This window comes from Spirosoma koreense (assembly GCF_054777875.1).
Map to the genome: position 1 here is coordinate 1,433,466 of NZ_BAAHAC010000022.1, position 23,785 is coordinate 1,457,250.

The 23,785-nt window shown below is 51.3% G+C and carries 21 protein-coding genes; 12 read left to right on the forward strand and 9 right to left on the reverse strand.

Features of this window, described 5'->3' with window-relative positions:
• Positions 1 to 99 precede the first annotated feature (99 nt).
• Positions 100 to 891 (reverse strand): hypothetical protein, encoded by a 792-nt coding sequence (locus tag ACYVC2_RS19345; protein WP_461104737.1) that lies wholly within the window; start codon positions 889 to 891, stop codon positions 100 to 102.
• A gap of 211 nt (positions 892 to 1,102) precedes the next feature.
• Here ACYVC2_RS19345 and ACYVC2_RS19350 point away from each other — a divergent pair, with 211 nt between their 5' ends.
• Positions 1,103 to 1,546 (forward strand): OsmC family protein, encoded by a 444-nt coding sequence (locus tag ACYVC2_RS19350; RefSeq protein WP_461104739.1) that lies wholly within the window; start codon positions 1,103 to 1,105, stop codon positions 1,544 to 1,546.
• A 91-nt stretch (positions 1,547 to 1,637) separates the two neighbouring features.
• Here the strand turns inward: ACYVC2_RS19350 and ACYVC2_RS19355 are convergent, their stop codons facing one another.
• On the reverse strand, positions 1,638 to 2,003 hold the full coding sequence (locus ACYVC2_RS19355) for a hypothetical protein (protein ID WP_461104741.1): 366 nt from the start codon (positions 2,001 to 2,003) through the stop codon (positions 1,638 to 1,640).
• 561 nt (positions 2,004 to 2,564) lie between these two features.
• Positions 2,565 to 3,362 (reverse strand): hypothetical protein, encoded by a 798-nt coding sequence (locus ACYVC2_RS19360; protein WP_461104743.1) that lies wholly within the window; start codon positions 3,360 to 3,362, stop codon positions 2,565 to 2,567.
• A 139-nt stretch (positions 3,363 to 3,501) separates the two neighbouring features.
• Between ACYVC2_RS19360 and ACYVC2_RS19365 the strand changes: the two genes are divergently transcribed.
• The 7 genes from ACYVC2_RS19365 (at position 3,502) to ACYVC2_RS19395 (ending at position 14,413) form a co-directional block, all read left to right on the forward strand.
• Complete coding sequence (locus tag ACYVC2_RS19365) at positions 3,502 to 4,293, forward strand: FecR family protein (protein WP_461104745.1); 792 nt, start codon at positions 3,502 to 3,504, stop codon at positions 4,291 to 4,293.
• Between the two features lie 23 nt (positions 4,294 to 4,316).
• Entirely contained in the window at positions 4,317 to 7,469 is a 3,153-nt protein-coding gene (locus tag ACYVC2_RS19370) for a SusC/RagA family TonB-linked outer membrane protein (RefSeq protein WP_461104747.1), read from the forward strand.
• A 79-nt stretch (positions 7,470 to 7,548) separates the two neighbouring features.
• Positions 7,549 to 9,228 carry a RagB/SusD family nutrient uptake outer membrane protein gene (locus tag ACYVC2_RS19375; protein ID WP_461104749.1) on the forward strand — a complete coding sequence of 560 codons (1,680 nt, stop codon included), beginning with the start codon at positions 7,549 to 7,551 and terminating at the stop codon, positions 9,226 to 9,228.
• Positions 9,229 to 9,379: 151 nt separating this feature from the next.
• Positions 9,380 to 10,801, forward strand: coding sequence for a Gfo/Idh/MocA family protein (locus ACYVC2_RS19380; protein WP_461104751.1), 1,422 nt, complete (start codon positions 9,380 to 9,382; stop codon positions 10,799 to 10,801).
• Positions 10,802 to 10,919: 118 nt separating this feature from the next.
• Positions 10,920 to 12,317 (forward strand): putative oxidoreductase C-terminal domain-containing protein, encoded by a 1,398-nt coding sequence (locus tag ACYVC2_RS19385; RefSeq protein ID WP_461104753.1) that lies wholly within the window; start codon positions 10,920 to 10,922, stop codon positions 12,315 to 12,317.
• Positions 12,318 to 12,354: 37 nt separating this feature from the next.
• Positions 12,355 to 13,527 carry a Gfo/Idh/MocA family protein gene (locus ACYVC2_RS19390; protein WP_461104755.1) on the forward strand — a complete coding sequence of 391 codons (1,173 nt, stop codon included), beginning with the start codon at positions 12,355 to 12,357 and terminating at the stop codon, positions 13,525 to 13,527.
• A gap of 52 nt (positions 13,528 to 13,579) precedes the next feature.
• Positions 13,580 to 14,413 carry a ThuA domain-containing protein gene (locus tag ACYVC2_RS19395; protein WP_461104757.1) on the forward strand — a complete coding sequence of 278 codons (834 nt, stop codon included), beginning with the start codon at positions 13,580 to 13,582 and terminating at the stop codon, positions 14,411 to 14,413.
• Between the two features lie 20 nt (positions 14,414 to 14,433).
• On the opposite strand, the gene ACYVC2_RS19400 is transcribed toward ACYVC2_RS19395, so the two are convergent.
• Together ACYVC2_RS19400 and ACYVC2_RS19405 are read right to left on the reverse strand one after the other, a co-directional pair.
• Entirely contained in the window at positions 14,434 to 15,294 is an 861-nt protein-coding gene (locus ACYVC2_RS19400; protein ID WP_461104759.1) for a hypothetical protein, read from the reverse strand.
• 183 nt (positions 15,295 to 15,477) lie between these two features.
• Positions 15,478 to 16,875, reverse strand: coding sequence for a Gfo/Idh/MocA family protein (locus ACYVC2_RS19405; RefSeq protein ID WP_461104761.1), 1,398 nt, complete (start codon positions 16,873 to 16,875; stop codon positions 15,478 to 15,480).
• 365 nt (positions 16,876 to 17,240) lie between these two features.
• Between ACYVC2_RS19405 and ACYVC2_RS19410 the strand changes: the two genes are divergently transcribed.
• Entirely contained in the window at positions 17,241 to 17,705 is a 465-nt protein-coding gene (locus tag ACYVC2_RS19410) for a DUF3244 domain-containing protein (protein ID WP_461104763.1), read from the forward strand.
• A 71-nt stretch (positions 17,706 to 17,776) separates the two neighbouring features.
• Here the strand turns inward: ACYVC2_RS19410 and ACYVC2_RS19415 are convergent, their stop codons facing one another.
• A complete protein-coding gene (locus ACYVC2_RS19415) occupies positions 17,777 to 18,178 on the reverse strand; it encodes a c-type cytochrome (protein WP_461104765.1) in 402 nt (133 codons plus the stop codon).
• A 173-nt stretch (positions 18,179 to 18,351) separates the two neighbouring features.
• Between ACYVC2_RS19415 and ACYVC2_RS19420 the strand changes: the two genes are divergently transcribed.
• Positions 18,352 to 19,110 (forward strand): class I SAM-dependent methyltransferase, encoded by a 759-nt coding sequence (locus ACYVC2_RS19420; RefSeq protein ID WP_461104767.1) that lies wholly within the window; start codon positions 18,352 to 18,354, stop codon positions 19,108 to 19,110.
• Here ACYVC2_RS19420 and ACYVC2_RS19425 read toward each other — a convergent pair.
• Genes ACYVC2_RS19425 through ACYVC2_RS19435 form a run of 3 tightly spaced genes read right to left on the reverse strand, consistent with a single transcriptional unit; the run spans position 19,088 to position 21,495 of the window.
• The gene (locus ACYVC2_RS19425; RefSeq protein ID WP_461104769.1) at positions 19,088 to 19,480 is read right to left on the reverse strand and encodes a type II toxin-antitoxin system VapC family toxin; all 393 of its coding nucleotides are present in this window, start codon (positions 19,478 to 19,480) and stop codon (positions 19,088 to 19,090) included. The genes ACYVC2_RS19420 and ACYVC2_RS19425 overlap by 23 nt on opposite strands.
• Positions 19,462 to 19,764 (reverse strand): hypothetical protein, encoded by a 303-nt coding sequence (locus ACYVC2_RS19430; RefSeq protein WP_461104771.1) that lies wholly within the window; start codon positions 19,762 to 19,764, stop codon positions 19,462 to 19,464. The genes ACYVC2_RS19425 and ACYVC2_RS19430 overlap by 19 nt, the downstream gene beginning before the upstream one ends.
• A 42-nt stretch (positions 19,765 to 19,806) precedes the next feature.
• Entirely contained in the window at positions 19,807 to 21,495 is a 1,689-nt protein-coding gene (locus tag ACYVC2_RS19435) for a VRR-NUC domain-containing protein (protein WP_461104773.1), read from the reverse strand.
• Positions 21,496 to 21,586: 91 nt separating this feature from the next.
• Between ACYVC2_RS19435 and ACYVC2_RS19440 the strand changes: the two genes are divergently transcribed.
• Together ACYVC2_RS19440 and ACYVC2_RS19445 are read left to right on the forward strand one after the other, a co-directional pair.
• A complete protein-coding gene (locus tag ACYVC2_RS19440) occupies positions 21,587 to 22,594 on the forward strand; it encodes a DUF2157 domain-containing protein (protein ID WP_461104775.1) in 1,008 nt (335 codons plus the stop codon).
• Positions 22,581 to 23,771 (forward strand): hypothetical protein, encoded by a 1,191-nt coding sequence (locus ACYVC2_RS19445; RefSeq protein ID WP_461104777.1) that lies wholly within the window; start codon positions 22,581 to 22,583, stop codon positions 23,769 to 23,771. The genes ACYVC2_RS19440 and ACYVC2_RS19445 overlap by 14 nt, the downstream gene beginning before the upstream one ends.
• Positions 23,772 to 23,785: the final 14 nt, after the last annotated feature.

A 23,785-nucleotide genomic window follows, 5' to 3' on the forward strand; every position in this document is an offset into this window, starting at 1 on the left:
AGCGTAAAGTTCAAAAGCGAAACGCAATGGGCAGAGGGGTAAGGGCATGGGGCAAAAATCGATCCACCCCATGCCCTTACCCCTCTGCCCATTGCGCTCTTATTTCTTCCCGCCGAAAAACAGCGTGATGTAGCCCGAGGTGAAGAAACTGCGATTGCCGTCTTCGCGCTTGCCATTCGGGTCGGTATTGGGAATGATCACCACTTTATTAGGGAATATTTCGGCCAGAAAACCGACTTCAACGCCGGTAGTGTTGCTCCGGAACGCGCTCAGCTCGAAGCTTAGGGCCGCTTTTACGTTCAGCCCTACCGTCAGCTTCGATTTATCGAGGCCCTGAAAGAAGCCACCGGCTCCGGTAACGGTCTCGCCGGTAGCCGTCGAAAACCCGTTGACTTCCGATGCGGGCACGGTACGGGTGAAATTGCCGTAGGAAACTTCCAGATAATATGGCTTGATTATACCCAGCGACGGACCAGCGGCAAAAATCCCGCTGACGGCGACCCCTTCGTCGGCGCTGCGCTGAAACAATTTGACTTCGCGACCGTATTGCGGCCGCACGACAAACAGATAGTTTTCTTTGCCTTCGATGAATCGTGAACCAATGCTGTTGACCGAGGACTGAAGCTCTTTGGGGTGTTTTACATTGACCAGTTCGACGCTCAGATAACGGGACTGGGGCAGTCCGAACAGGGTGCCCGGTATAACTTTCGACTGCCGAAAGGAAAATCCACCGATCACCCCTGAATTGGTGTTGGTGGTAAGCCCAAACGTAGTTACGGTGTGGTAGTTTTCTTCTTCTGTATCGGCAGTCGCGCGCTGGGCTTTACTGACCTGCGTGGATAGGAGCAAAGCACTCACTACGGGAACAAGTAATCCGTATATAGTTCGCATTGTTGTAAAATCCTGAAATGAATTAAAGCTACTGTTTTTTACGCAGTTTCCCAAAAACATAATTATAATTCATGTAACCACACGCGTAATTTATATGTTTGGCTCGCAAATGGCAATTAACCAGCGGGTTAATCAATTAATTAGGAAAAGGGTATTTATTCGCTTTCTTTACGGCTAAACCCCTTACGGAACCAACTTACAAACTGATTCAATGGCTACAATTCATATTGACTACCTGGGCGAACTCCGAACGGACTGCGTTCATTTACAGTCGGGTACGCACATTAACACCGACGCGCCCACCGACAATCAGGGGCGGGGTGAGGCCTTTTCGCCTACCGACCTGGTTGCTAACGCGCTGGGCTCCTGCATTATTACAACGATGGGTATTTCGGCCCGCCGGGACGGCATCGATCTGAAAGGCAGCGAACTCGACGTGACCAAAATCATGACCAGCCAGCCACCCCGGCGCATCGCCCGGATCGAGATTGAATTGGTGTTGCGGGCGAGCCAGAACGGCAACCCGTTCCTGCCCGATGAGGCCACCCGCGCCCGGCTGGAGGGCATTGCTCATACCTGCCCGGTCGCGATCAGCCTTCACCCCGATATCGAGCAGGCAGTTCAGATTCGCTGGGAAGAAGCGGTAGCAGCGTAGGAAAAGAAGTAGGATGTAGGATGTATGGTATATGAGGTATGATGTGTTCGAGAGGAGTTACATACATCATATACCATACATCCTACATCTTTTATTTTCGTCTTCTGAGTAAGTAGACGAACCGGCCGACATCACCATCTTTATCCGCCATGACAGACGTGGAAACTAGCTCCCAGCCGTTAGTGGTGATAAAATTCAAGGCATCAATGACGGTATTGAATTTTATTGCCTGTCCATCTCTTCCACTTATGCGCTGTAGTTTGAGAATCGAAGCTGAAAATTTAGGCTGACCGTAGTCAATCCAGATGTGCGTGTTGGAAAGGCCCGTTCGGTTTGTGCCGATCATCTGGCAGTACGTGATGTCTAGATCATTGACATTTTCTCCATCGACCAGCACCTGCGCTGAAGTGGCCAGTGACGCGAGCGCTAATACGGTCAAAACGAATAGTTTGTGCATAACTGAGTCAGAAAAGTTAAACGGAGCCCGGCCGCAGCAGGAACAACCTACCAGACTAAGTGCATAATCTTCTTCAGCTACTGTCTCGAAATGACTGAAACAGGCGCCGGCTGAGGTCTGTAAAACCTGTGGGAGTTGTGAATAGGTCAAGGGGAGTGAAACCGTATCAGGCCACGAACGCTGGCTTAGAAAGACCAACTCGGCCAGCCGCCGGTAGATATAGGTTTCGAAACGGAACCGATCGAGCTTTAGGGAGGCCAACTCAGCGAATTCAGGTACGGCCCCAACCAACGCACATGCAACCAATCAGCCACCTCGACGCGTTTTCAACCTGGATCAGGTAAAAAGAAAGGAATAAGGAAAAATACTCATTTTAAACGCCCTGCATGGCTAAATTTAGTCTACATAACTAACGGGCCGATTTTCCGCTCATGGGTATACCCATTCTGCCATTGAGTCGGTTGAAAAGCGGGGAAAGAAGCGTCTGGATAACGGATACACAACGGGCCCGGTCGGCTGCTTATTCGGTAAAGCAAGCCCGCAACGGATGCGCTCGGAGACTTATTTTCGTTTTCGTTTCTGTCGCCAGTATTTAATATCGGCGGTTAGGTTTTCAAGAAAAAAGGAAGGCCCTACCGATAAGTATAAACCCGTGTAATTGATTTGGCTTTCCGGGATATCTTTTTTAAGGACAAACCGATAGCCCGTTAAAATATTCAGTCCGAACCAATGCAAAGGACGAAACCAGCGAACCTGCGGAAACTGATAGGCCGCCGAAACCCCCACCCCCAGGGGCAAAAACACGCCCCGCGCCACTTCATGTTTGTCGGCTCCTTCGTCATTGATTTCGTAACGCGAGTGCCCGTAGCCGAACTCGATGGGCATGCTGACTTCAAATGCTTTTCGGCGAAACAGATAACGCTCGTAAAAAACGGTTCCCATTCGTAAATGCCGCGTCACCGACTCATACGTATTGGGTAATAAGCCCGGTTGGTCGAGCCGCTGATTGATGAAATAAAAGCCAGCCCCTGCCTTGAAACTGGCCGACCGGCCTGAGCGCAACGCCGGGCGTTCGTGCTGAGGAGGAAACAGAAAACCGGCCCGTATGCCATAAACACTAACAGGTTTACGGCGATTGTCTTCGGTACGGGTGTCATTGAAAAATGTGAACCGCTGATCGGTAGATGCCGTGAACGTCAGCGATTTAGGGCTGCTGCTCTGCAGGGAGTCCCGCTGGGGGCCAGTTCTGGCTTTCAGCCGGGTTTGTCGCTCGATCTCGGCTCCAGGCTGTGCCCATACGTAGGTGCCGAGGCTGATACAGACCAGCCAGCCGAAAAGCAGATGCGAGAATAACCCCATTGTTTCTTACCCGTTGATAAAGACATAACAGCGAAGCGGAGGAATGGTTATCCGTTTTTTCTTTCCGACAAACTCCAGAAGCACGTAAGTAGAATTACCGGGGCGCTGTGTTTTGGGCATATAGCAAATCGGACAATCCGTGCCCAACAAACCATACTCTGCCTATAGCGTTGAAGAGTTCGCTCTCGACGATCTGTTCGTGCGTTGGGTACAACACCCCGACGACGAAGAGGTAGCTGCGTATTGGCAAAATTGGCTGGACAAGCACCCCTACCGGAGCCGCACGGTCGATCTGGCCCGTGAGCTGATTCAAACCGGCAGCCATCCTTCGAGAGTACCGGCTTTGTCGTCGGAAGAGATTTCGTCGGTGTGGGGGCGCATTCGTGAATCGCTTCAGACGATGGAGGATGTGCGACCGCTTCAACCCGATGTTCGGGCGGTTGTGGGCTGGTGGTATTTTATGCGGACGGTGGCGGCCATGCTGGGGGTTGTGCTGCTCATAGGCTGGGCGCTCTGGATGCAATACGGCCCAAATCAATGCATCTCGACCGTTAATACCCTGGCCGATCAGACGCGGCAAATCCGATTGCCCGACAACTCAACGATGATCCTGCATCCCAACAGCAGCGTTCGGTATGCCCGATGCTGGACCGACGAGTCGCCACGAGCGGTCTGGCTGGAAGGCGAAGCCGACTTTGCGGTTAAGCACCGGAACGACACTTCGTCGGCCCGACTTTTCCGGGTTCATGTAGACGATTTCACCATCGAAGCCGTCGGTACCACATTCCAGGTGCGCCAGAACCCCAAAGGCACTTGTGTCGCGCTGACGTCGGGTAACGTAAATCTGCTGCTGAAACAGCAAAAAACCATACGGCTCAAACCCGGTGAATCGATCGAGGTTGCGAGTAATTCCGTAAAAAGTTTACCCTAGTTTTCTTTTTTCTAAACCTACATATGAACACAACAATTACCCAACCGCCACGGCGACCGTGGCTTCCTCTGCTTGGGCTGACAGCACTGTCGCTACTTGGACAGCCGGCGTTCAGTGCGCCCCCTTCCCATCCGATGACCGTTGCGGACCCGGCGCAGGAGCGTGTGGTGACCGGTAAGATCGTCTCGTCGGACGACAACAACCCGCTTCCCGGTGTAAACGTGGCCGTAAAAGGGACGACGCGCGGAACGACCACCGATGCCGCCGGCACGTATCGGATCAGCGTGCCCGCTGGCGGAACCGTGCTGGTGTTTTCGTCGGTAGGGTTTCTCTCTCAGGAGGTTGCGATCGGTAGTCGTTCGGCTATCGACGTTACCCTCGCCAGCGACAGCCGGGCGCTCAACGAAGTGGTCGTAGTTGGCTATGGTACGCAGAAAAAAAGCCAGTTGACGGGTGCTATCTCGTCGGTTTCGGCGAAACAAATAACCGAACAACCGATTACGAATATCGGCCAGGCAATGCAGGGCCGCGTAGCGGGTGTAGACGTAGCACAGTCGGGGAGCAAGCCTGGCTCAACGCCAACAATTCGTATTCGGGGTCGCCGTTCGTTCAACGCCGGAAATAACCCGCTCTACGTAGTCGATGGAATTCCACTTACGGGAGATAGAAATGAACTGCTGGGCACTCGTCCATTCGATTTTACCTCGGGTGGCTATGAAGATCTCAATCCCAATGATGTTGGCTCGCTGGAAATTCTTAAAGATGCTACGGCAACAGCCATTTATGGTGCCAGAGGAGCTAATGGAGTCGTACTGGTCACGACTAAACGAGGTAATAACAACGGAAAGACTACGATCAGCTATGATGCTTATGCAGGGGTTACAGATCCGTTAGACAAAGTTCACCTGTTCAATGGCCCCGAATTTGCCGAATTTGTGCGGGAAGCTTACCGGTCGACTAATGAATATAATGACGCCAATGGTAAGCCTGTGCCAACGGGTGTAGCGGATGCCTATGCAGACGCCCACGTTGCGCCGTTAGGTGGTGACCCAGCTGTAGCCGCCGGCATTGCCGCCAACAGGAGCACCGATTATCAGTCCTTGATCCTGAGGCAGGGATTTCAGCAAAACCACTCGCTGGGTATTCAGGGAGGTAACGAAAAAACACAGTTCTATATTTCCGCTGGCTATTTTCTGGACAAAGGCATTAATCCTGGTCTGGATTACACGCGTTACTCACTAAGAGCCAATATTGACCACCGAATCAATAAGGTGATCAAAGTCGGTGTTTCATCTTACATGATGTATAGTCAGCGGAATGGAGCCAATCTTAATCCATATGGCTTCACGCTTGCACAAAATCCGCTTGGCAGACCTTATGACGATAATGGTAACATCATCTTCTCACCAACCAACGATGCCCTGCTGACTAATCCACTAGCCGAAATTGTGCCAGGCGCCCAGGTTGATCTGATTAAGAAATACCGCATTTTTAACAGTATCTATGCCGAAGCCAACATCATCAACGGCTTGACATACCGCGTTAATTTTGGTCCCGATTTTTCCGTTTCGCGGGCGGGTCGCTTCACCGGCTCACAAACGAACGACCGTAAAGGTGGTGACCCCACGGCGTCTAACAATAATCAGTTTGGATTCAATTACACCCTGGAAAATATCCTGACGTACAACAAAACGTTTGGTGATCATAATCTAGCTATAACGGCTTTACAATCCATCCAACGGGATAATTTTGAATATAGTAACCTTTCTGTGCAGGGTGTTCCGGCCGAAACGCAGCAATATAACAATGTAGGCAATGCCAGTTTGGTGCTAGGCGTAGGGAGTAATTTGATTCAGTGGACGCTCAATTCGTTTATGGGCCGGGTCAACTATGATTACAAGGATAAATATCTGGTAACCGCTACGTTACGTCGGGATGGGTCAAGCCGATTCGGTGAAAATACCAAGTATGGTAACTTCCCTGGTATTGCTCTGGCCTGGAACATCAACAATGAAGATTTTCTGAAAGATGTTTCCTGGCTCGATCAGTTAAAGTTACGGGTTAGCCGGGGCTCTGTAGGCAATCAGGGGGTTGTCCCTTATCAAACACAAGGATTGTTAAGCCGCACCGTATATGCCTGGAATAATACGGCAGCGTACGGGTATCGCCCCGGGTCAATTGGGAACCCTGATCTGAAATGGGAAACATCTACCTCATCAAACATTGGTATAGACTTTAGCTTATGGCGCGGTAGGGTGGCTGGCTCGATCGAATTCTATCAAACGAATACGACTGACCTGCTCCTGTCTGACCAATTACCTCAGTCTATTGGCTTTAACTCCGTGACTAAAAACGTCGGCGAAACCCGAAACCGGGGTGTCGAAATTACGTTATCGACCGTAAACGTCAACTCAAAAAGCGGATTTAAATGGACAACGGATTTTGCCTTCACCAAAAATAATGAAGCCATTATTTCGCTGTATAACGGCCCCGTTGATGACCTCGGTAACAAGTGGTTCATTGGCAAACCCTTAACGGCGTATTTTGACTATAAAAAAGCAGGCATCTGGCAGACCAGCGAAGCCGATGTTGCTAAGTCATATCAAAGCAATGTTGGACAAATTAAGATACAGGATACCAATAACGACGGCAAGATCACAGCCGATGACCGCGTGTTCTTAGGCTCGGATATTCCCAACTTTAGCGCCGGTATTACCAACCGCTTCTCCTACAAAGGGTTCGATCTGTCATTCTTCCTGTATGGTCGTTTTGGTCAGACAATCCTGAGCGGATTCCACCGGGATAACAATCAGTTAGCAGGCCGATATAATCAAATCAAAGTGGATTACTGGACGCCCAATAACCCAACCAACGAATTTCCCCGGCCCAATCACAATCAGGAATTTCCTGTCAACAACTCAGCTTTGTTTTACTTCGATGGCACATTCGTGAAGGTTCGTAACATCAATTTTGGGTATACCTTCTCCTCAAAGTTGACCCAGAAGCTGGGCATGCAATCGCTACGTTTATTTACCAGTATTCAGCAGCCGTTCATCTTCTCAACCTATCGCTCGAAGTACAACGGTGTCGATCCTGAAACAGCAGACGGCACGATCAACAACAACGTTACGCCTGCGACCCGGATAACGACCTTTGGTTTAAACGTTAAATTTTAAACATACCGGACAAGGCTGCTTAAGACAACTTTTAATTTCTAAAAAAATGAACCGGATATACATAAAAAAATCAGTTTGTATGCTTGGCATACTGGCTTTTATGTTAGTTAATCAATCTTGTAAAGACATACTGGAGGAGAAAGTAATTTCGTCTATCGGGAATGATTATATCAATACGCCAAAAGGTTTCGAGGATGCTACCAGAGCCTCTTATGCTCCGTTACGGAGTTTCTACGCAACGCAGCAGGGCCTGACAATGACGGAATTCGGTACGGACTTGTACGCGACCGGTTCTGATGGGAGTTACAAAGGTTTTCATTTCTACGATACCCAGTTAAATAGTTTTGTCGATATTCTGCAGGGTGTTTGGGAAGAACTTTACCGGGGCATCAATACCTGCAACGCGGTCATTGGGCGAGCCCCCACAGCAACAGGAATAAGTGACGCGCTGAAAAAGCAGCGGGTGGCCGAAGTTAAGTTTCTGCGTGCCCACTATTATTTTATCATGGTGCAACAATGGGGCGGTGTAGACTTGCGGTTGACGGAAACGCTGGGGCCAACAAAAAAAACCAGTCGGGCCACCGAAGCTGATATTTATAAAGCTATTGTGTCTGATCTCGAATCGGCACTGCCAGATCTGGAGAACAAAGCCAGATCGTCGGACTATGGCCGAGCTACGAAAGCGGCTGCGGAGCATCTCTTGGCTCGTGTGTACCTGACAAAAGCAACGTCGTCGGCGAAAGCAACCGACGATTATGCCAAAGCAGCTACCTATGCTCAGAATGTAATTGCTAATTATGGGTTTAAATTATTGCCCGATTTTGCGAGTGTTTTCGCGCAGGGAGCAGGCGAAATTAACGATGAAGTAGTTTTCGCAGTCCAGTATACGTCTGATCCACTAACCAATGCTGCATCATCCCCATTAGCCAGTTCGGGGGGTAATACTGGTGGTAATAACCTTCACCTGTTCTTCGGTATGCAGTACGATACGCAGGCTGGCATGGTTCGGGATATTTTTTATGACCGTCCTTTCAGGCGCTTACGCCCGACAACCTATGCCCTGGAAACTGTTTTCAAGGATCGCGTAAATGATTCGCGGTATAAAAAGTCGTTTCGGGACACCTGGTTGAGTAACAATCCAGGTACATTTAATACGGCCTTCGATAAGTCGAAGTCAACCGTTACGTTTAAAGCAGGAGACACCGCTATTTTTATTCCTGGCTATGAAATGCCACTAGCCGAGCGAGCAAAAAAACCGTATCAGGTTTTAGTGCCGAGTGCCTACTCCGAAACCCTGTTCCTGCCGCTTTCCAAATTTTTCGACCCGCTCCGGCCCGATAAAACATATGAGCCTGGTAGCCGCGACTATCTGGCGTTCCGCCTGGCAGAAACATACCTGATATTAGCCGAAGCTCAGATAAAGTTGGGGAAACCGACAGAAGCGGCTGCGGCCATCAACGCAGTACGTCGGCGGGCGGCCTGGCCTGGCAAAGAAACGGCTATGGAAATCACGCCAGCTGCTGCTACGATGGACTTCCTGATGGAGGAGCGTGGCCGGGAACTCATGGGTGAACAGATGCGCTGGATGGATTTGAAACGCTGGGGGAATCTGGTAGAGCGAGTTAAACTCTACAACCCGCAGGCTGCTGCAAACGTGAAAGAAACCAACAACTTGCGTCCAATTCCGCAAACGCAGATTGATCGTAGCGAAAAAGCCGCTGATGGTAGCCCAGGTTTCCCGCAAAATCCGGGGTACTAACGGTTGAAAAATGAAAGTCCGAATGCGTAAATGAGCGAAGAAATAGCCGAATGGCTTTCGCTTGTTTACGCATTCGGGTTGAATAGTAGATAATCAAAACCCTGCCTTTGGATAATACAGGCGCTTCTGGCGTCGCTAACCCTTACGTTTTATGGCATCCGAAAAAAACGCACCTGTTAGCCGGAGAAAATTTCTCGATCTGGCCGCAAAAAGCACCGTGGCTTCGGCTGCGCTGATCCATGGTTTTCCAACCATTGTGCCCGCGTCAGTATTTGGTAAAAATGCGCCTAGCAACCGAATCAACGTAGCAGCTATTGGTACGGGACGTATTTCACGCGGGCACGATATGCCGGGTGTCTGGCAGTACGACAACGCCCTGATCATGGCTGTCTGCGATCTGGATACAAAACGGGCCGACGATGCGAAGAAGCTGGTAAACGGATACTACACCAAGAAAACTGGGAAGGATTACGACGGCGTTAAGGTCTATCATGACTACCGCGAACTGCTGCTCAACAAAGATATCGATGCGGTCATTGTCAGCACGCCCGACCACTGGCACGCGCCAATCGTGATCGACGCCGTTCGGGCGAAGAAAGACGTTTACATGCAGAAGCCAGCGTCGCTGACTATTTCGGAAGGGCGCATGATGGCCGATGCGGTGAAACAATCCAGCCAGATCGTGCAGGTCGGGAGCCAGCAGCGCTCGTCGGAGCAGTTTCGGTATGCCGCCGAACTGGTTCGTAATGGCCGAATCGGGCAGTTAAAAACGGTATACGTCGGACTGCCCGGCGATCCGGCGGGAAATGAAGAACCGCAGATGCCGGTTCCGAAAAACCTGAATTACGACATGTGGCTGGGCACAACGCCCGAGGTCTACTACACCGAAAAGCGGGTGCATCCGCAGGCTGACTATGATCGGCCGGGCTGGCTCCGTTGTGAGCAGTTCGGAGCCGGGATGATTACCGGCTGGGGGTCGCACCACATCGACTGCGCGCACTGGGCCATGAACACCGAGCATACGGGTCCCGTGGAAATCTGGGGAAAAGCCGACTTCCCAAAGAGTGGTTTGTGGGACGTACACGGCATTTTCCGGACTGAAGCGCTATACGAAAACGGGGTTCATATGATCGTGAGCAACGAAATTCCGAACGGGATCAGGTTCGAAGGGACCGACGGTTGGATTTTTGTCTCGCGGGGCGATGCATCGGTAACTGCCAGCGATCCGGTGGCGAAACAGAATGCGGCTAAAAAGCTGGATGCCAGCGATCCCAAGCTGCTTACCTCGGTGATCGGGCCGAACGAAGTGCACCTGACCGTCAGCAAAGAGCACCACGGCAACTGGCTGGAAAGTATCGTGAGCCGGAAAGAACCGATCGCGCCCGCCGAAACGGGTCACCGCTCGTGTTCGGCCTGCTTACTGCATCACGCAGCCATGAAACTAAACCGCAAGCTGTACTGGGACCCGAAGAAAGAGCAGTTTAAAAACGATCCTGAAGCCAATAAACTCCTGTCGCGCCCGCAACGGGCTCCGTATGCGATTAAAATGATGGCATCGGCAAAAAGTCATTGATGAATGAAACCTAGAGCGGCCCGTCGATACGGCACAGCGAACACAGAGGGCTGATCGTAGCTTCTTTCGTATCCTCTGTGCCATATCGACGGACCGCTCTTTGTTAAAACTAATGTTCATGAAAGTAACCCCACTCGTCAGTACACTAGTTATGACCGCGTTGATTGCCGCCTGTCAATCGTCGGAGAAGAACCAAAAAAACGGCGCTGATGTCCGGCTGATAACCCTGGATCCCGGCCATTTCCATGCCGCGCTGGTGCAAAAAAGCATGTATCCGGGTGTCGATTCGGTTGTGCATGTCTACGCGCCCGATGGCCAGGATTTACAACAGCATCTCGACCGGATTCAGGGGTATAACACCCGCCCCGACGATCCGACGCACTGGAAGGAGGAGGTTTACAAAGGCCCTGATTTTCTGGATAAAATGCTGGCCGAGAAGAAAGGGAATGTGGTCGTTATCGCAGGGAACAACCGGTTGAAAACCGATTATATTCAGAAATCGGTTGGAGCTGGCTTCAACGTACTGGCCGATAAACCTATGGTGATTAGTGCGTCGAATTTCGATAAGCTGAAAGAGTCGTTTGCGACAGCGGAGAAAAACAAGGTGCTGCTTTACGACATCATGACCGAGCGGTACGAAATTACGACCATGCTTCAGCGGGCTTTCTCCCAGCAGGCTGATGTATTTGGTACGCTCGAAAAAGGAACTCCTGATAATCCGGCCGTAACGAAAGAAAGCGTACACCATTTCTACAAGAACGTATCGGGAAGCATACTGACCCGCCCGGCCTGGTTTATGGACGTGGCCCAGCAAGGCGAAGGCATCGTGGACGTAACGACGCACCTGGTCGATCTGGTCCAGTGGGAGTGCTTTCCGGAACAGACGATCGATTACCAGAAAGACATTCAACTGACCTCCGCCCGACGATGGACAACCGATATGAGCCTGAGCCAGTTCAAAGCCATTACGAAGCAGGAGGCTTTCCCGGATTATCTTAAAAAAGACGTGGTGAAAGATAGCATGCTGCAGGTATACAGCAACGGCGAAATCAATTACCAGCTCCGGGGTGTTCACGCGAAGGTGTCGGTGACCTGGGCCTATAAAGCGCCCGAAGGCGCAGGCGATACGCACTACTCGATCATGCGGGGAACCAAAGCGAATCTGATTATCCGGCAGGGTGCCGCCCAGCAGTATAAACCGACGCTCTATATCGAAGCCGTTGCCAATAACAAAAACCTGGAAGCAGCTATCGAATCAGCCCTGCCCCGTATTCAGCAGGAACATCCGGGTGTAGGGGTTAAAAAAATAGCGACCGGCTGGGAAGTCGTGATTCCGGACAAATACAAGGAAGGACATGAAGCGCATTTCGGGCGCGTGGCGCAACACTACCTGGACTATCTGAAAGCCGGTAGCCTGCCCGCCTGGGAAGTGCCGAATATGATTGCCAAGTACTACACGACGACGCAGGCGCTCGAACTGGCGAAAAAATCGAAATCCGAACCAGCAAAAAAATGACGGTCCCAGGCTCGTCTTTGCTTATTCTTCTTTACATATGAACGCATCTCAGTCCAATCGGCGGACATTTATCAAGGAATCGATTACCACGGCAGCGGGCCTGGTTGCTCTGCCTGGTCTACCTACCGAAACCATCGGTGCGCCCGCAGTCGTGCGCAGCAGCTCGTTAGACGGCCATACTGGTAGGCCAACAGCCGCCCGAATCCGATTCTCCGTCATCAAGATGAACCACGGCCATATCTACAGCCAGGTAGAAGCTGTAATCCGGGGGGGAGGGGAGCTGGTCTCCTTCTACGCACCCGAAGCCGACCTGAGTGCTGCTTTCGCCAAGCGGTATCCGCAGGCCAAACAAGCCAAAAGCGAACAGGAAATCCTGGAAGACAAGTCGATTCAACTCGTCCTTAGCTCGGCCATACCCGAAGAACGCGCTCCGCTCGGCATTCAGGTGATGCGCCATGGGAAAGACTACATGTCTGACAAACCCGGTATTACGACGCTCGACCAACTCGCCCAAGTGCGCAAGGTTCAGAAAGAGACTGGGCGTATTTACTCGATCATGTACAGCGAGCGGCTTGAAAATAAAGCGACCGTCAAAGCGGGCGAACTGGTGAAAGCAGGGGCCATCGGTAATGTCATCCAGACCATTGGGTTGGGGCCGCACCGAATGACCCCCAAATCGCGGCCGGAGTGGTTTTTTCACCGCAAGCAGTTTGGGGGAATTATCTGCGACATCGGCTCGCACCAATTCGACCAGTTTCTGTTCTTTACCGGTTCTAAAAAAGCGGATATCGTCGCGTCTCAGGTTGGCAACGTTCATTATCCGCAATACCCGGATTTTGAAGATTTCGGCGATGTCATGCTGCGGGGCGATGGAGGAATGGGCTACATTCGTGTCGACTGGTTTACGCCCGATGGCCTGAAAAGCTGGGGCGATGGACGGCTGACGATTCTGGGTACCGAAGGGTTTATTGAGATTCGCAAGAATATCGATCCGGGTGGACGAGAAGGGGGCAACCATCTGTTTTTGACCGACCATGAAGAAACCCGGTACATCGATTGCAGCAAAGAGCCGCTGCCCTATGGCGAACAACTCGTAAACGATGTCCTGAACCGAACCGAAACGGCCATGTCGCAGGAGCACTGTTTTCTGGCTACAGAACTGGCACTCAAAGCACAGAAACAGGCTCAGCCGGTTCACTTCAAAAAATAGCGTTGCCCCTCAAGACTACCATAAACGTTATATACATTACTTAACGCATACGATGAATCGACTGGCACTGTTCGTACTGTCGGGTCTGGCTCTTTTTCTGCTTACGACGAGCGTAAAGTGCCAGGACGTAAACTGGAAGAAAGTAAAGGTGCTGGTTTACACCAAAAATGGTCCCGGCTATGTGCACGACAATATCCCTAACGCGGTTCAGTGCGTCAGGAAACTGGGCGCACAACATGGCTTTGCCGTCGATGTTTCGGATCAGCCCGCCGTCTTTACAGAAGATAATCTTAAGCAATATACTCTGCTGGTTTTTGCCAGTACCAACAACGATGTCTTCGATACCGATCTGCAGCGGTTGGCGTTTCGGCGGTATATCGAAGCGGGTGGAGGCTTTGTCGGCATCCATTCCGTGATGGGTACGGAGCGAAACTGGAGCTGGTTCAAACGGATGCTGGGCGGTACATTTGCCTGGCATCCAAAATTTCAGAAGTTCAGAATCGAGATGATCGACGCCCGGCATCCGTCCCTGGAGGGCCTACCCAAGTCGTGGGAAAAAGAAGACGAGTTCTATTTCTCGAAAAATATGTCGCCGGGGCCAACGGTCATCATGGCCAACGATTTGACCTCGCTGAATCAGGATGAGCCAGAGAAAGTAAAGATGTTCGGCGGATCTTATACCGAGTTGTACCCGTCGGCCTGGTATTACAATTTCGATGGGGGCTACACCTGGTGTACGACACTTGGTCATGCCAAAACCGATTACGAGCAGGATAGCACGTTCATCCGGCACATTTTTCAGGGCATTCGTTACGTGGCGGGGCAGGTAACGAAGATCGATTTCAGCAAAGCCTACGCCGATTCACGAGATACGCCGATTCGATAGAAATACTCGGTTTTTTCGATTTACTGCTGGAAATAATCTACTTTTTCGGCATCGGTATTATTGCCCAGATCGGCCTCAACGAGTGTACCTGGCAGTACCGTCGTACTGACGGTCAGGGTTCCCGTCGTGGCTCCTGGCAGCAATGTACCGGTCAATCCCGCAGAGAGTACATCGCCGGCGGCTACCCCCCGGTTAGCCGTCAGTGTATAAAACCCACCGGATGGACCACTCAATGTCCAGGCGCTGTTCTGTACCGGCCGGCCGCCTACCGAGGTAGCACCCGCCGGAAGACTAAGCGTTACTTTGGGGTCCCGACTGATCCGGACAATAAAGGTACCGGTAGTAGCCACCGAATTCAATTCGAAGACGTCGACTACAACGTTGAAATTGGGCGTTGCCCCGGTCGCTGTCGAGGGTCGGGCATACAGAATCGGCGACAGATCCGATAAAGCCGTAGCCGTGACGACAAGCAGACTCTGGTCGGTCAGCGTATTCGACACAATATGATTGGTCAGGTTAACGGCGCTACCTTCGGTGACGGTCAGGGGCGTGTTGGCTTCAGAATTATAAGCGACCTGCAGCGTATACTCACTGTAGCCATTCAGTTCGGAAGGCAGGTAGTTGACCGCCACCGTGCCCGAGAAAGGAACGGCTGTGCTGAACTGGTAAAGCCGATTAATACTTGGATTACCGGCCAGGGGCGTGCTGGTGCGCTGAATTGTGTTATTGGCCAGCGTCAGATTCGTCGACGGAGTCAGCGTAAGCCCTTCGAAAACAAGGGGAGTACCCGACAGAATCGTCATTCCAGTGCTACCAATGGATAACTGGGCCGACGCGCGGAGCGCCAGCAACAGAGCGAAAAAAGTTAGACGGTATCGCATATGTATATTGGTCAGACCTTTCGCTGTGAACCATGACACGGCTATGACTCACCGAGAAAGACCTATCTGGAAAGTGAACATTCAGTAAACAAAAATAGAGCTAAACTGCCCAGAAAAAAGGCGGTGCAGCTCTATTTTTAAGACTAAAAAATAGATTAATTGTTTAGCGACAGGTACGATTGGTTAACCTGCCTTCGGCTCGGGTCCTCTAAAGGCATCTTTTTTATCGACAGGAGTCAGCTTAACTGGCTTTCCTTCTCTGGCAGATTGGTAGATGGCTTCCATAACCTTCTGATCCTGAAGCCCTTCCTCGCCTGGAGTGAAAGGAGGTTTATTTTCCAGAATACATTCCGAAAAATGATCCATCTCCGTGGCGAAGTGATCCTTATCCGCTATTTTATGCTGGATAACCTGATTTTCCTCACCCTGAGCCTGACTGGTCTCCAGTTGTAAACCGGTATAAGGAAAGGCCGGGTCCATTTTGATCCAACCCGTATCGGCCAGTACCCGGTAGCTTTTGTCGTCGTGGTGCCCATAACTGGTAGCGCAACTGGCCTGCACTCCACTGGGAAATTTCATCAGCCAGTTGACCTGCTCCTCGACCTCGGTAAACCGCGGGTCGCTGGGGGTGCTGTGGATGTAGCCGACTACTTCGGTAGGTTCTTCACCCAACACGTATCGGATGGTGTTGAGGCAGTACAGACCTACATCGGGCAGTGAGCCACCGCCCGCTAACGCTTTGTTGAAGCGCCAGTGTTTGGGGTTATCCGAGTTTTGGCCATTGTTGGCGATAATGGATTTCACCTTGCCAAATTGTTGTTTCTGGACCATGTCGCGGACCATCCGGTTGTGGGGCTCGTACTGAATCCGGTAGGCGATCATGAGTTTCCGGTCTGCCTGTTTGCAGGCGTCGATCATTGCCTGGCATTCGGCTGCAGAATTAGCCATGGGTTTTTCGCAGAGAATATGTTTCCCGGCCTGAGCGCCCCGGATGGTGTATTCAGCGTGCATGCCATTGGGCAACACAATGTAAATGGCCTGTACTTCTTTGTTGTCGCGCAATTTGTCGTAGTCGGCGTAGCTATAGCAACTTTCTTTTTTTATGCCGTATTGCGCAGCTACTTTTTGCAGTTTCTCCGGACTGCCACTGACCAGCGCCACTACTTTCGATTTTTTGCAGGTGCCGAAAGCCGGTAGAATCTGGTTCAGCGTCAGGTGACCAAGACCGACGATGGCATATCCGACGCGCTGGTCGTTGGACATGGGCGTGGGCGTATCGCCTTCCTGCTGCTCGGTTTTGGCTTTTATCTGCTCCAGCTCAATGGGTTTTTGCGGATCGATCGGCACATCTGCCGGGGGAGAGGTGGCCGGCAGTTTGGGCACGGGCCCGCTGGGTGCGCTGGCGGTAGGCACCGATGAAGTCTGGGAGGCTGCTGGTTTTTTTTCGCAGGCTGCCAGGGCAGTGCCTACCGCACCGATGGCCAGACTCCGGCCGGTAAACTGCAGAAAATCCTGGCGCGATACGGGAGACGAGGCCGGGTGGTCCAGCAAAAAATTTACAAACTGATCGATTGGTTTCATAACGTCATGAGTTTACTTCAGCAACCGATTGTAAAAATGGGTTGTTCGAAAGATTGACTGAATCGCCGGATAGGACGATCAATCAGGGCGAAAACGAATCCGGTTAATCGCTCCATCTGCTCGTCTGAGTGAGCCAGAAAGGCGATGATCGGCAACAAGCCTTACCTGTTGGGGCTGAGCCCCGCATAAAAACAGAGGCAGAAAATAATCCAGACAGGGTTGTTTCCTGCCTCTGTTTTTTATGCGACTAAGGGATTGTAACAGCAATGATAAGTCTGGACGTTTCGGCGCTGTTACGTTTAAAACAACCTTCCTCCGGCACAAAGCCGGATGATTCTATCCACACCAATTTAATCAGTAAACTCATGAAAACCAATTGCTTCTCAGCGCAGTACCGAACGCTCCTGGTAGGAATTACCATGCTGGTATCGGCCTCGTCCTTGCACGCTCAGACGTTTACAGGGCAAGACAAACTAACAACTACGCCGTCGGGATTGGAAGCGGTGGTCTACCCGGTCGTCAATAAACCGAGCACCATTCGGCTCAATTTCGACAACCCCCTGCCAGGCGGGGTCCGGGTGGTTATCCGCAACGAAAAGGGGGCTATAGTATATGACGAATTCGAGACGGTTGCCAACTACCGCCGAAACTTCGATCTAATCGGCATGCCCGCCGGTACTTATACTCTGGAGCTGAACAAGTCTAATGCTCATTTCTCTCAGGCGTTCACCATCGAACCACCTACGCTTGGACGTATTGCCATGGGGAATCGGCCTGAGCGGAAAGCGCCCAAAGAGCCAGTCGATAACAAGCTGATTGTGAGCTATTGATCTCGCTTATGTTGAACAAAAAGGCCCAGTCTGGATAGACTGGGCCTTTTTGTTCAATAAATGAAAGAAGACTAAGCCGATTTTTTTGTACTCTTCGTCGTTTTCGTTGAGGATTTCTTGGTCGAGCTTTTCTTGGCCCCGCCATCCAGCGAGTTGATCCAGGTCGCCAGTTTCACCGCGTCTTCCTTTGGAACCTGTTTCATTGGGGCCATAGGTGGGTAACCAGGCCAGTGTTCAGGAATCGGATTATAAATCAGGTTCACAATTTCTTCCGTCGAATAGTTCTTTTTGGCGACATCTGCATAAGCCGGACCCACCAGCCGTTGATTGGGGCGGTGGCAGGCGATACAGGTGTATTTCGTCATCAGGGCATTCATATCTGCCGGAATATCGGCTGGTGCCTGAGCATTAGCGTCGAAGGAAGCTACGGCCAGCGCAGCCGAAGCGATGAGAATGCCAAATAATTTTTTCATGAGATCAGGTAAGCAGTAAATAAAATGAACAGATTGAGAATCGGTACTAGGTCGGCCTCGCAAAAATAGACGGTTTCGAGTGATAACCCAATTTTAGCTTTGGTTTTTCCTAGTAAACTAATGATTAGACTGTTGGTCTGTAAAAACGTTTAAAATTTGTAAAAAAATAAAATATGCAACCTCTCGATCGTTTTTCTGGTCATGCCGATCTGTATGCACAATACCGTATCGATTACCCGCCCGATCTCTACGATTTCGTGCTCTCCTTTACGGCCGAACGGCAATTAGCCTGGGATTGCGCGACTGGCAACGGGCAGGTAGCCGGTGCCCTGGCAACGGTTTTTGAGCAGGTCGAAGGGACGGATATCAGTGAGTCCCAGTTGGTACTGGCCGTTCAGCACCCCCGAATTCATTACCAGGTTAGTCCGGCCGAGCAAACGCCGTTTGTAAATCAGACGTTTGATCTGATCACGGTGGCACAGGCCCTGCACTGGTTCGATGTCGATGCTTTCCATCGGGAGGTCAGACGGGTAGCAAAACCGGGGGCGGTTCTTGCGGAGTGGGGCTATGGGCTGGTGCAACTCGGCGCTGGTCTCGATCCGGTCTTGCTGGATTTCTATCGAAACCGCGTCGGGCCTTACTGGGATCCACAACGGGCTTTCATCGACAATGCTTATGCGACCCTGCCTTTTCCGTTTGCCGATGCCCAGCGAAAGGAATTCACTATCCGGCGCAACTGGTCACTGGATCGGTTTCTAAATTACCTTCGTACTTGGTCGGCCGTTCGGCAATACATCTATGAGAATGAAGAAGACCCCGTAAATCAACTGGTGAAGGAGTTGGCACCAATCTGGGGCGAAGGCGAGCGCGAAATACGCTTTCCGGTGTTTTTGCGCATAGGGCGGGTTGTTACGTCAATTTCGCCGGATTGATATACTTTAGTTTGGGCACCCGGAGAAAGTCGCTGTCGTTATCGGAAAGTAAAATGAGGTTATTGACAATAGCCGTACCAGCAATAATGGCATCTGGCAGCTTGATCCTGACGCTACGACGAATCGCAATCGTCTGCTGAATAACGGCTTCGGTTAGGCTGAACTCTCTTCCTGCATTCAGAAATGATTGAATCTTTGCTTCGCTGTCAGGGTCAGTTGGTTTATAACTTAACAATTCCATGCGTGTAATGACTGAATAATTAGTCTCTTCATCCATTATATCGCTTAGGAAAATTAAACCTTTTTCAGGCAGAGACCCTTGCAGAGCTTTGCTGATGGCATTGGTATCGACTATATATCTCTTTCCCATGAGTCACGCAGCTCCTGAAGTTCACGATTCATTTTTTCTTTTTCTTCAGAAGACAGGTGGCTTAGGCTACCCACTAAATAACCCAGTCCTCCATTTTTTTTATGTTGTTTCTCTTGGGTGGGTGGGGCAATCAGAATAGTTTGATTTTCGGCTAAAGCGGCATTGGCAGCTGCAGCATCAACCAGAATGACCTGGATCTCGACGGTCTTGTTGTTAAACTCTTCTGGCACCGTTACCTGTACGATCTGATCGTGCGGTACGGCGTATTGGCGGATCATTTGCATGGTAGTGCTGTTTTGTGACGAAAATACAAAATTATTTGACAATCAGGCTTCCCAAATCACACGAATGACCTTGCTTCGTACGCCGATTGTCTGGAAAAATTCCAGCCAGTGCAGTTGCTGCGAACCGAGGTGATCCGTCGGTGATTTAACTTCGACAAATTCATAATAACCCTGTTCGTTCCAGATCAGCAGATCCGGGAAACCGCGGGTATGTTCGCGGAGGTTACGGGCCATTTCGAGCAAAATCAGCCGCAACTGATCGGTGTCGATCAGTTCGATCATGCGTTGTACCAGCGTCAGTAGCTCGTCCGACCAGTCGACCAGCACGTTGGTGATTCCGTATTTGGCGTTGAACATCCGGCCCGTGTGCCGTCGCCAGTCGTCTCTGGTGGCCAGTTCGTTCAGTCGCTTTTTCAGCAGTTCTTCGCGCTTCAGATAAAAGTCGGGCAGGTAAAAATCAGACGGGGCGCGTTGCAGCGGGTGGTGAATGGCCGATACGTTGGCATCGTAGATGATATCCCAGAACACCAGGCCAAACAAACCCCGCCAGGGGTAATTCTCCGTAAAAGCCGCGTCGTAATCCTGCTCGAGGTAATAATTCATAACTCCCGCTTCGACGTGGTGTCGGTAAGCCACCGGAATATTGACGCTCTCCGCATCGGACAAAAAGCGCGTGGTGGCTTTTCGGGTCCGTTTTTTTTCGCCCGCGCTCAGGATTTTATCCCTGAAGTCGGTGGCAAAATACCGCTCTTCCGCATTCAGCGGATTGACCGCAATCTCGTCGCAGAGGGCAAGCGCTTCTTCCACCGAACCGTTGCGGAACAGGAGCCGGGCGCGTCGTTCTCGGGCCGGCACGCGGTCCGACAGTTCATAAACGGACAGCGCCTGTTCGGGTAGTTTCTGCCGTTCCAGAAACCCACCCACCCGGCAGACCAGTTTCTGATAGCCGGGAATGGCGATCTCAGTCAACTCCGGTCGGGTTTCGTTCCAGTTCAGAAACCAGTTGTAAATATCTTCGGCCGGGGTTTCGTTTTCTTTGAGGTGATGAAACTCCTCATTTGTGAGCGATATCAGGAGTTTATCTTCTACCTCTTTCCGGGTGCGAAAACGCGCTGTCAGCTTCGTCTCGTCGTAGCGCTCGAAATTGACCATGCCCAGATCCCGTACGACAAACTCGGTCATGTTGACGCTCCGGTTGCCGAAGAACAGGTATTTGATCATCATTCCCTCGGCTTCGAAATTCATCTTGACAACCGTTTCGTGGGTCGTCAGGCTGGTGACAACCTCCCCGAAATCGAGCTCCTGAAGGGCATATCGCACCACCCCTTCTTTTTTTTCTTTGTTCAGGGGACGGATTTCTTCGGGCTCCAGCGGCAGCAGTTCGAGCAGCTCCGGTTTAGTGAAAACGCTGATGGCCGATTCGCCCAGGCTAGCGTGCAGGGGCGACAGTGCCTCAATAAAACCGGCCGTAATAAGTTCATCAACAGCAGCTGGTAAATTCGTTATTTCGTTATACTGCAGTTTATTGACGCGAAAAAAGAGCCCGGTGCGGTTACTGAAACGGACATAAAGGCTCTGCGCATCGAGCCCCATTGCCTCGAATCGGCGCACAAAATCCCATTCGGCATCGTTCAATAAACTACCATACAGTCGTTTGACGAAATCCAACACATAGCGGAAATTGTCGAGGTAATACCGGGGGGTAAGAATAACTTTCTGTCGTCCAACCATGCAATGATCACGGACGTCAGTCCGGCTTGTGCAATAATGACAAAAACTAACTGAAATCTGTGGTACATTAAGAACAAAAAAACAACCGTTTATGTCCCCAACCGAGGTGCTGAATGAGCTGAATAAACAGGGTATTTTACCGCCTGAACAACAGGCTCGAATGGCCGAAATAGAACAGAAACGGCCGTTTTCGATCCACTGGGAACTGCGGGCCATGCTCTACATTGGTATCCTGCTGTTGAGTTCGGGATTAGGGCTGCTGGTCTACGACAACTTCGACCAGATCGGGCATGGGGCGTTGCTGGCGGCTATTGCCGCAGCCTGCGTCGGGGGGTATGGATTCGCGTGGCGGTTCCGGCCGGAGTGGACGTATGCTAAAACCCAAAGTCGATCTACGTTCGGCGATTATGCGCTGATTTTGGCCTGTCTGCTTTTCCTGACGCTCGAAGGATACGCTCAATACGCCTACAACGTATTTGGAAGCCGCTATGGCCTGGTGACCCTGCTACCGGCTGTGCTGTTTTTGCCGCTGGCCTACCGCTTCGACCACCGGGGCGTCCTGGGTATGGCTCTGACGGCACTCATCTCGTGGGTGGGCGTTACCGTGCGACCCCTTCAATTGTATCTTAAAACCAATTTTTTCGATCAGCAAACGGTTTTTTCGGCCATTACCCTGGCACTAGCTCTGATTACCACAGCGCTAGTACTCGAACGCCAGCGCATCAAACCGCACTTTACCTACACTTACCTGACTATTGCCGGAAATCTGCTACTGGTAGCTCTACTCGGAGGGCTGTTCAATTTTGAGGACGTGTGGGGCTGGTTTGCGCTCGGGCTGGCGGTTACCTGCCTTGCCTTCGATCAGTATGCCCGACGGGAGCGCCGACTCGGAGACAGCCCGGCCGGATCGTTCGTTTATCTGCTCATCAGCGTGATTTACGGATATATCGGTGCTACCTACATCGTTTTTCACTACTTGCGGCTCGGTAAGATGGGCGATACTATTTATTACTGGTACTTCATCCTGACAGGCATCGCCCTCGTCTATTACCTGATGAGTCAGCTGCCTAAAGGAAACCGAACCAATGAAAGCGTATAACGAACAATGGATTTATAACCGCCAGATCCTGGAGCAGGCCGAGCGCTGGCACCGGCAGGGGTTCTTGTCGGATGCACAAATTGAAGTGGTTCGCCAATCGTATCCGGTCGGGTTTCGTCAGACCAACGGGTTTATCGAAATCGGTCTGTTTCTGTTCACGACGGTGGCGATTCTGGCCTGTTATCTGCTACCATCCAGTGTCTTTTCCAGCATGCTGGACACTCAGACAGCCTATAGCTTCTTCAACCTGGCGTTTGGCCTTGGTGTCGGCGTTGTCGGCCGAATACTGATCGGTCGTCGACTGCTTTACCGAAATGGGATCGACAATGCCTTCGTGGTGACCCAGACCGGCTTTCTGGCGTTTGGGCTTAACCAGTTTCTGCCCAACGGCTTGTCGGTGGCGACCCATTGTCTGGCGACGTTACCGCTATTGGTGCTTGTGCTATGGTACTACGGCGATACGCTCATTGCGTTTTTTACGATCGCTACGTTCTACACGCTCGTATTCGACCAGTTGATCAAGTTCGGTTGGGGAAAAGACGCCTTCCCGTGGGTGATGATGGCCACGTCCGTAGGTATCTATCTGGTTGTCAGGCAGGTTATCCGAAACCAGTCCCGACAAGGGTATTATACCGATCCGCTGAATCTCATGCAGTGGATCAGTTTGCTTATCCTGGCCGCCAGCGGTAATTATTACATGGTACGCGAACTACACGGCATATTGATTAGACCGAGCTTTATTGCTTCCCGCCATGTAGTTGCGCCCGAAATTTCTCTAGCGGGCTTGTTCTGGCTATTGACGTTCGTTATTCCGGCGATCTATCTCTGGCAGGGACTGACGAAGAAAAACCGAACGCTGATTATCCTGGGAATTTTGGGATTGATTGCGGCTGTGATGACCCTGTATAAGTACACACATTGGGTAGCGCTCAATGTGGCGCTAACCATCGGAGGACTACTTCTGATCGGAATTGCTACGATTTGTATCCGGCTCCTTCGGCAACCGTCGTACGGCTTTACCGACACCCCGGACGACGATTCGCCCAGCGAATTTCTGAGCAGCATGAGTACCATCGCGTCGATGCAGGCTGCTACAACGGCCCACCAGACACCCAAAAATGACCTGCGGTTTGGCGGTGGAAATTTCGGTGGAGCCGGTAGCGGAGAAACGTACTGATGTGTATGAAATTC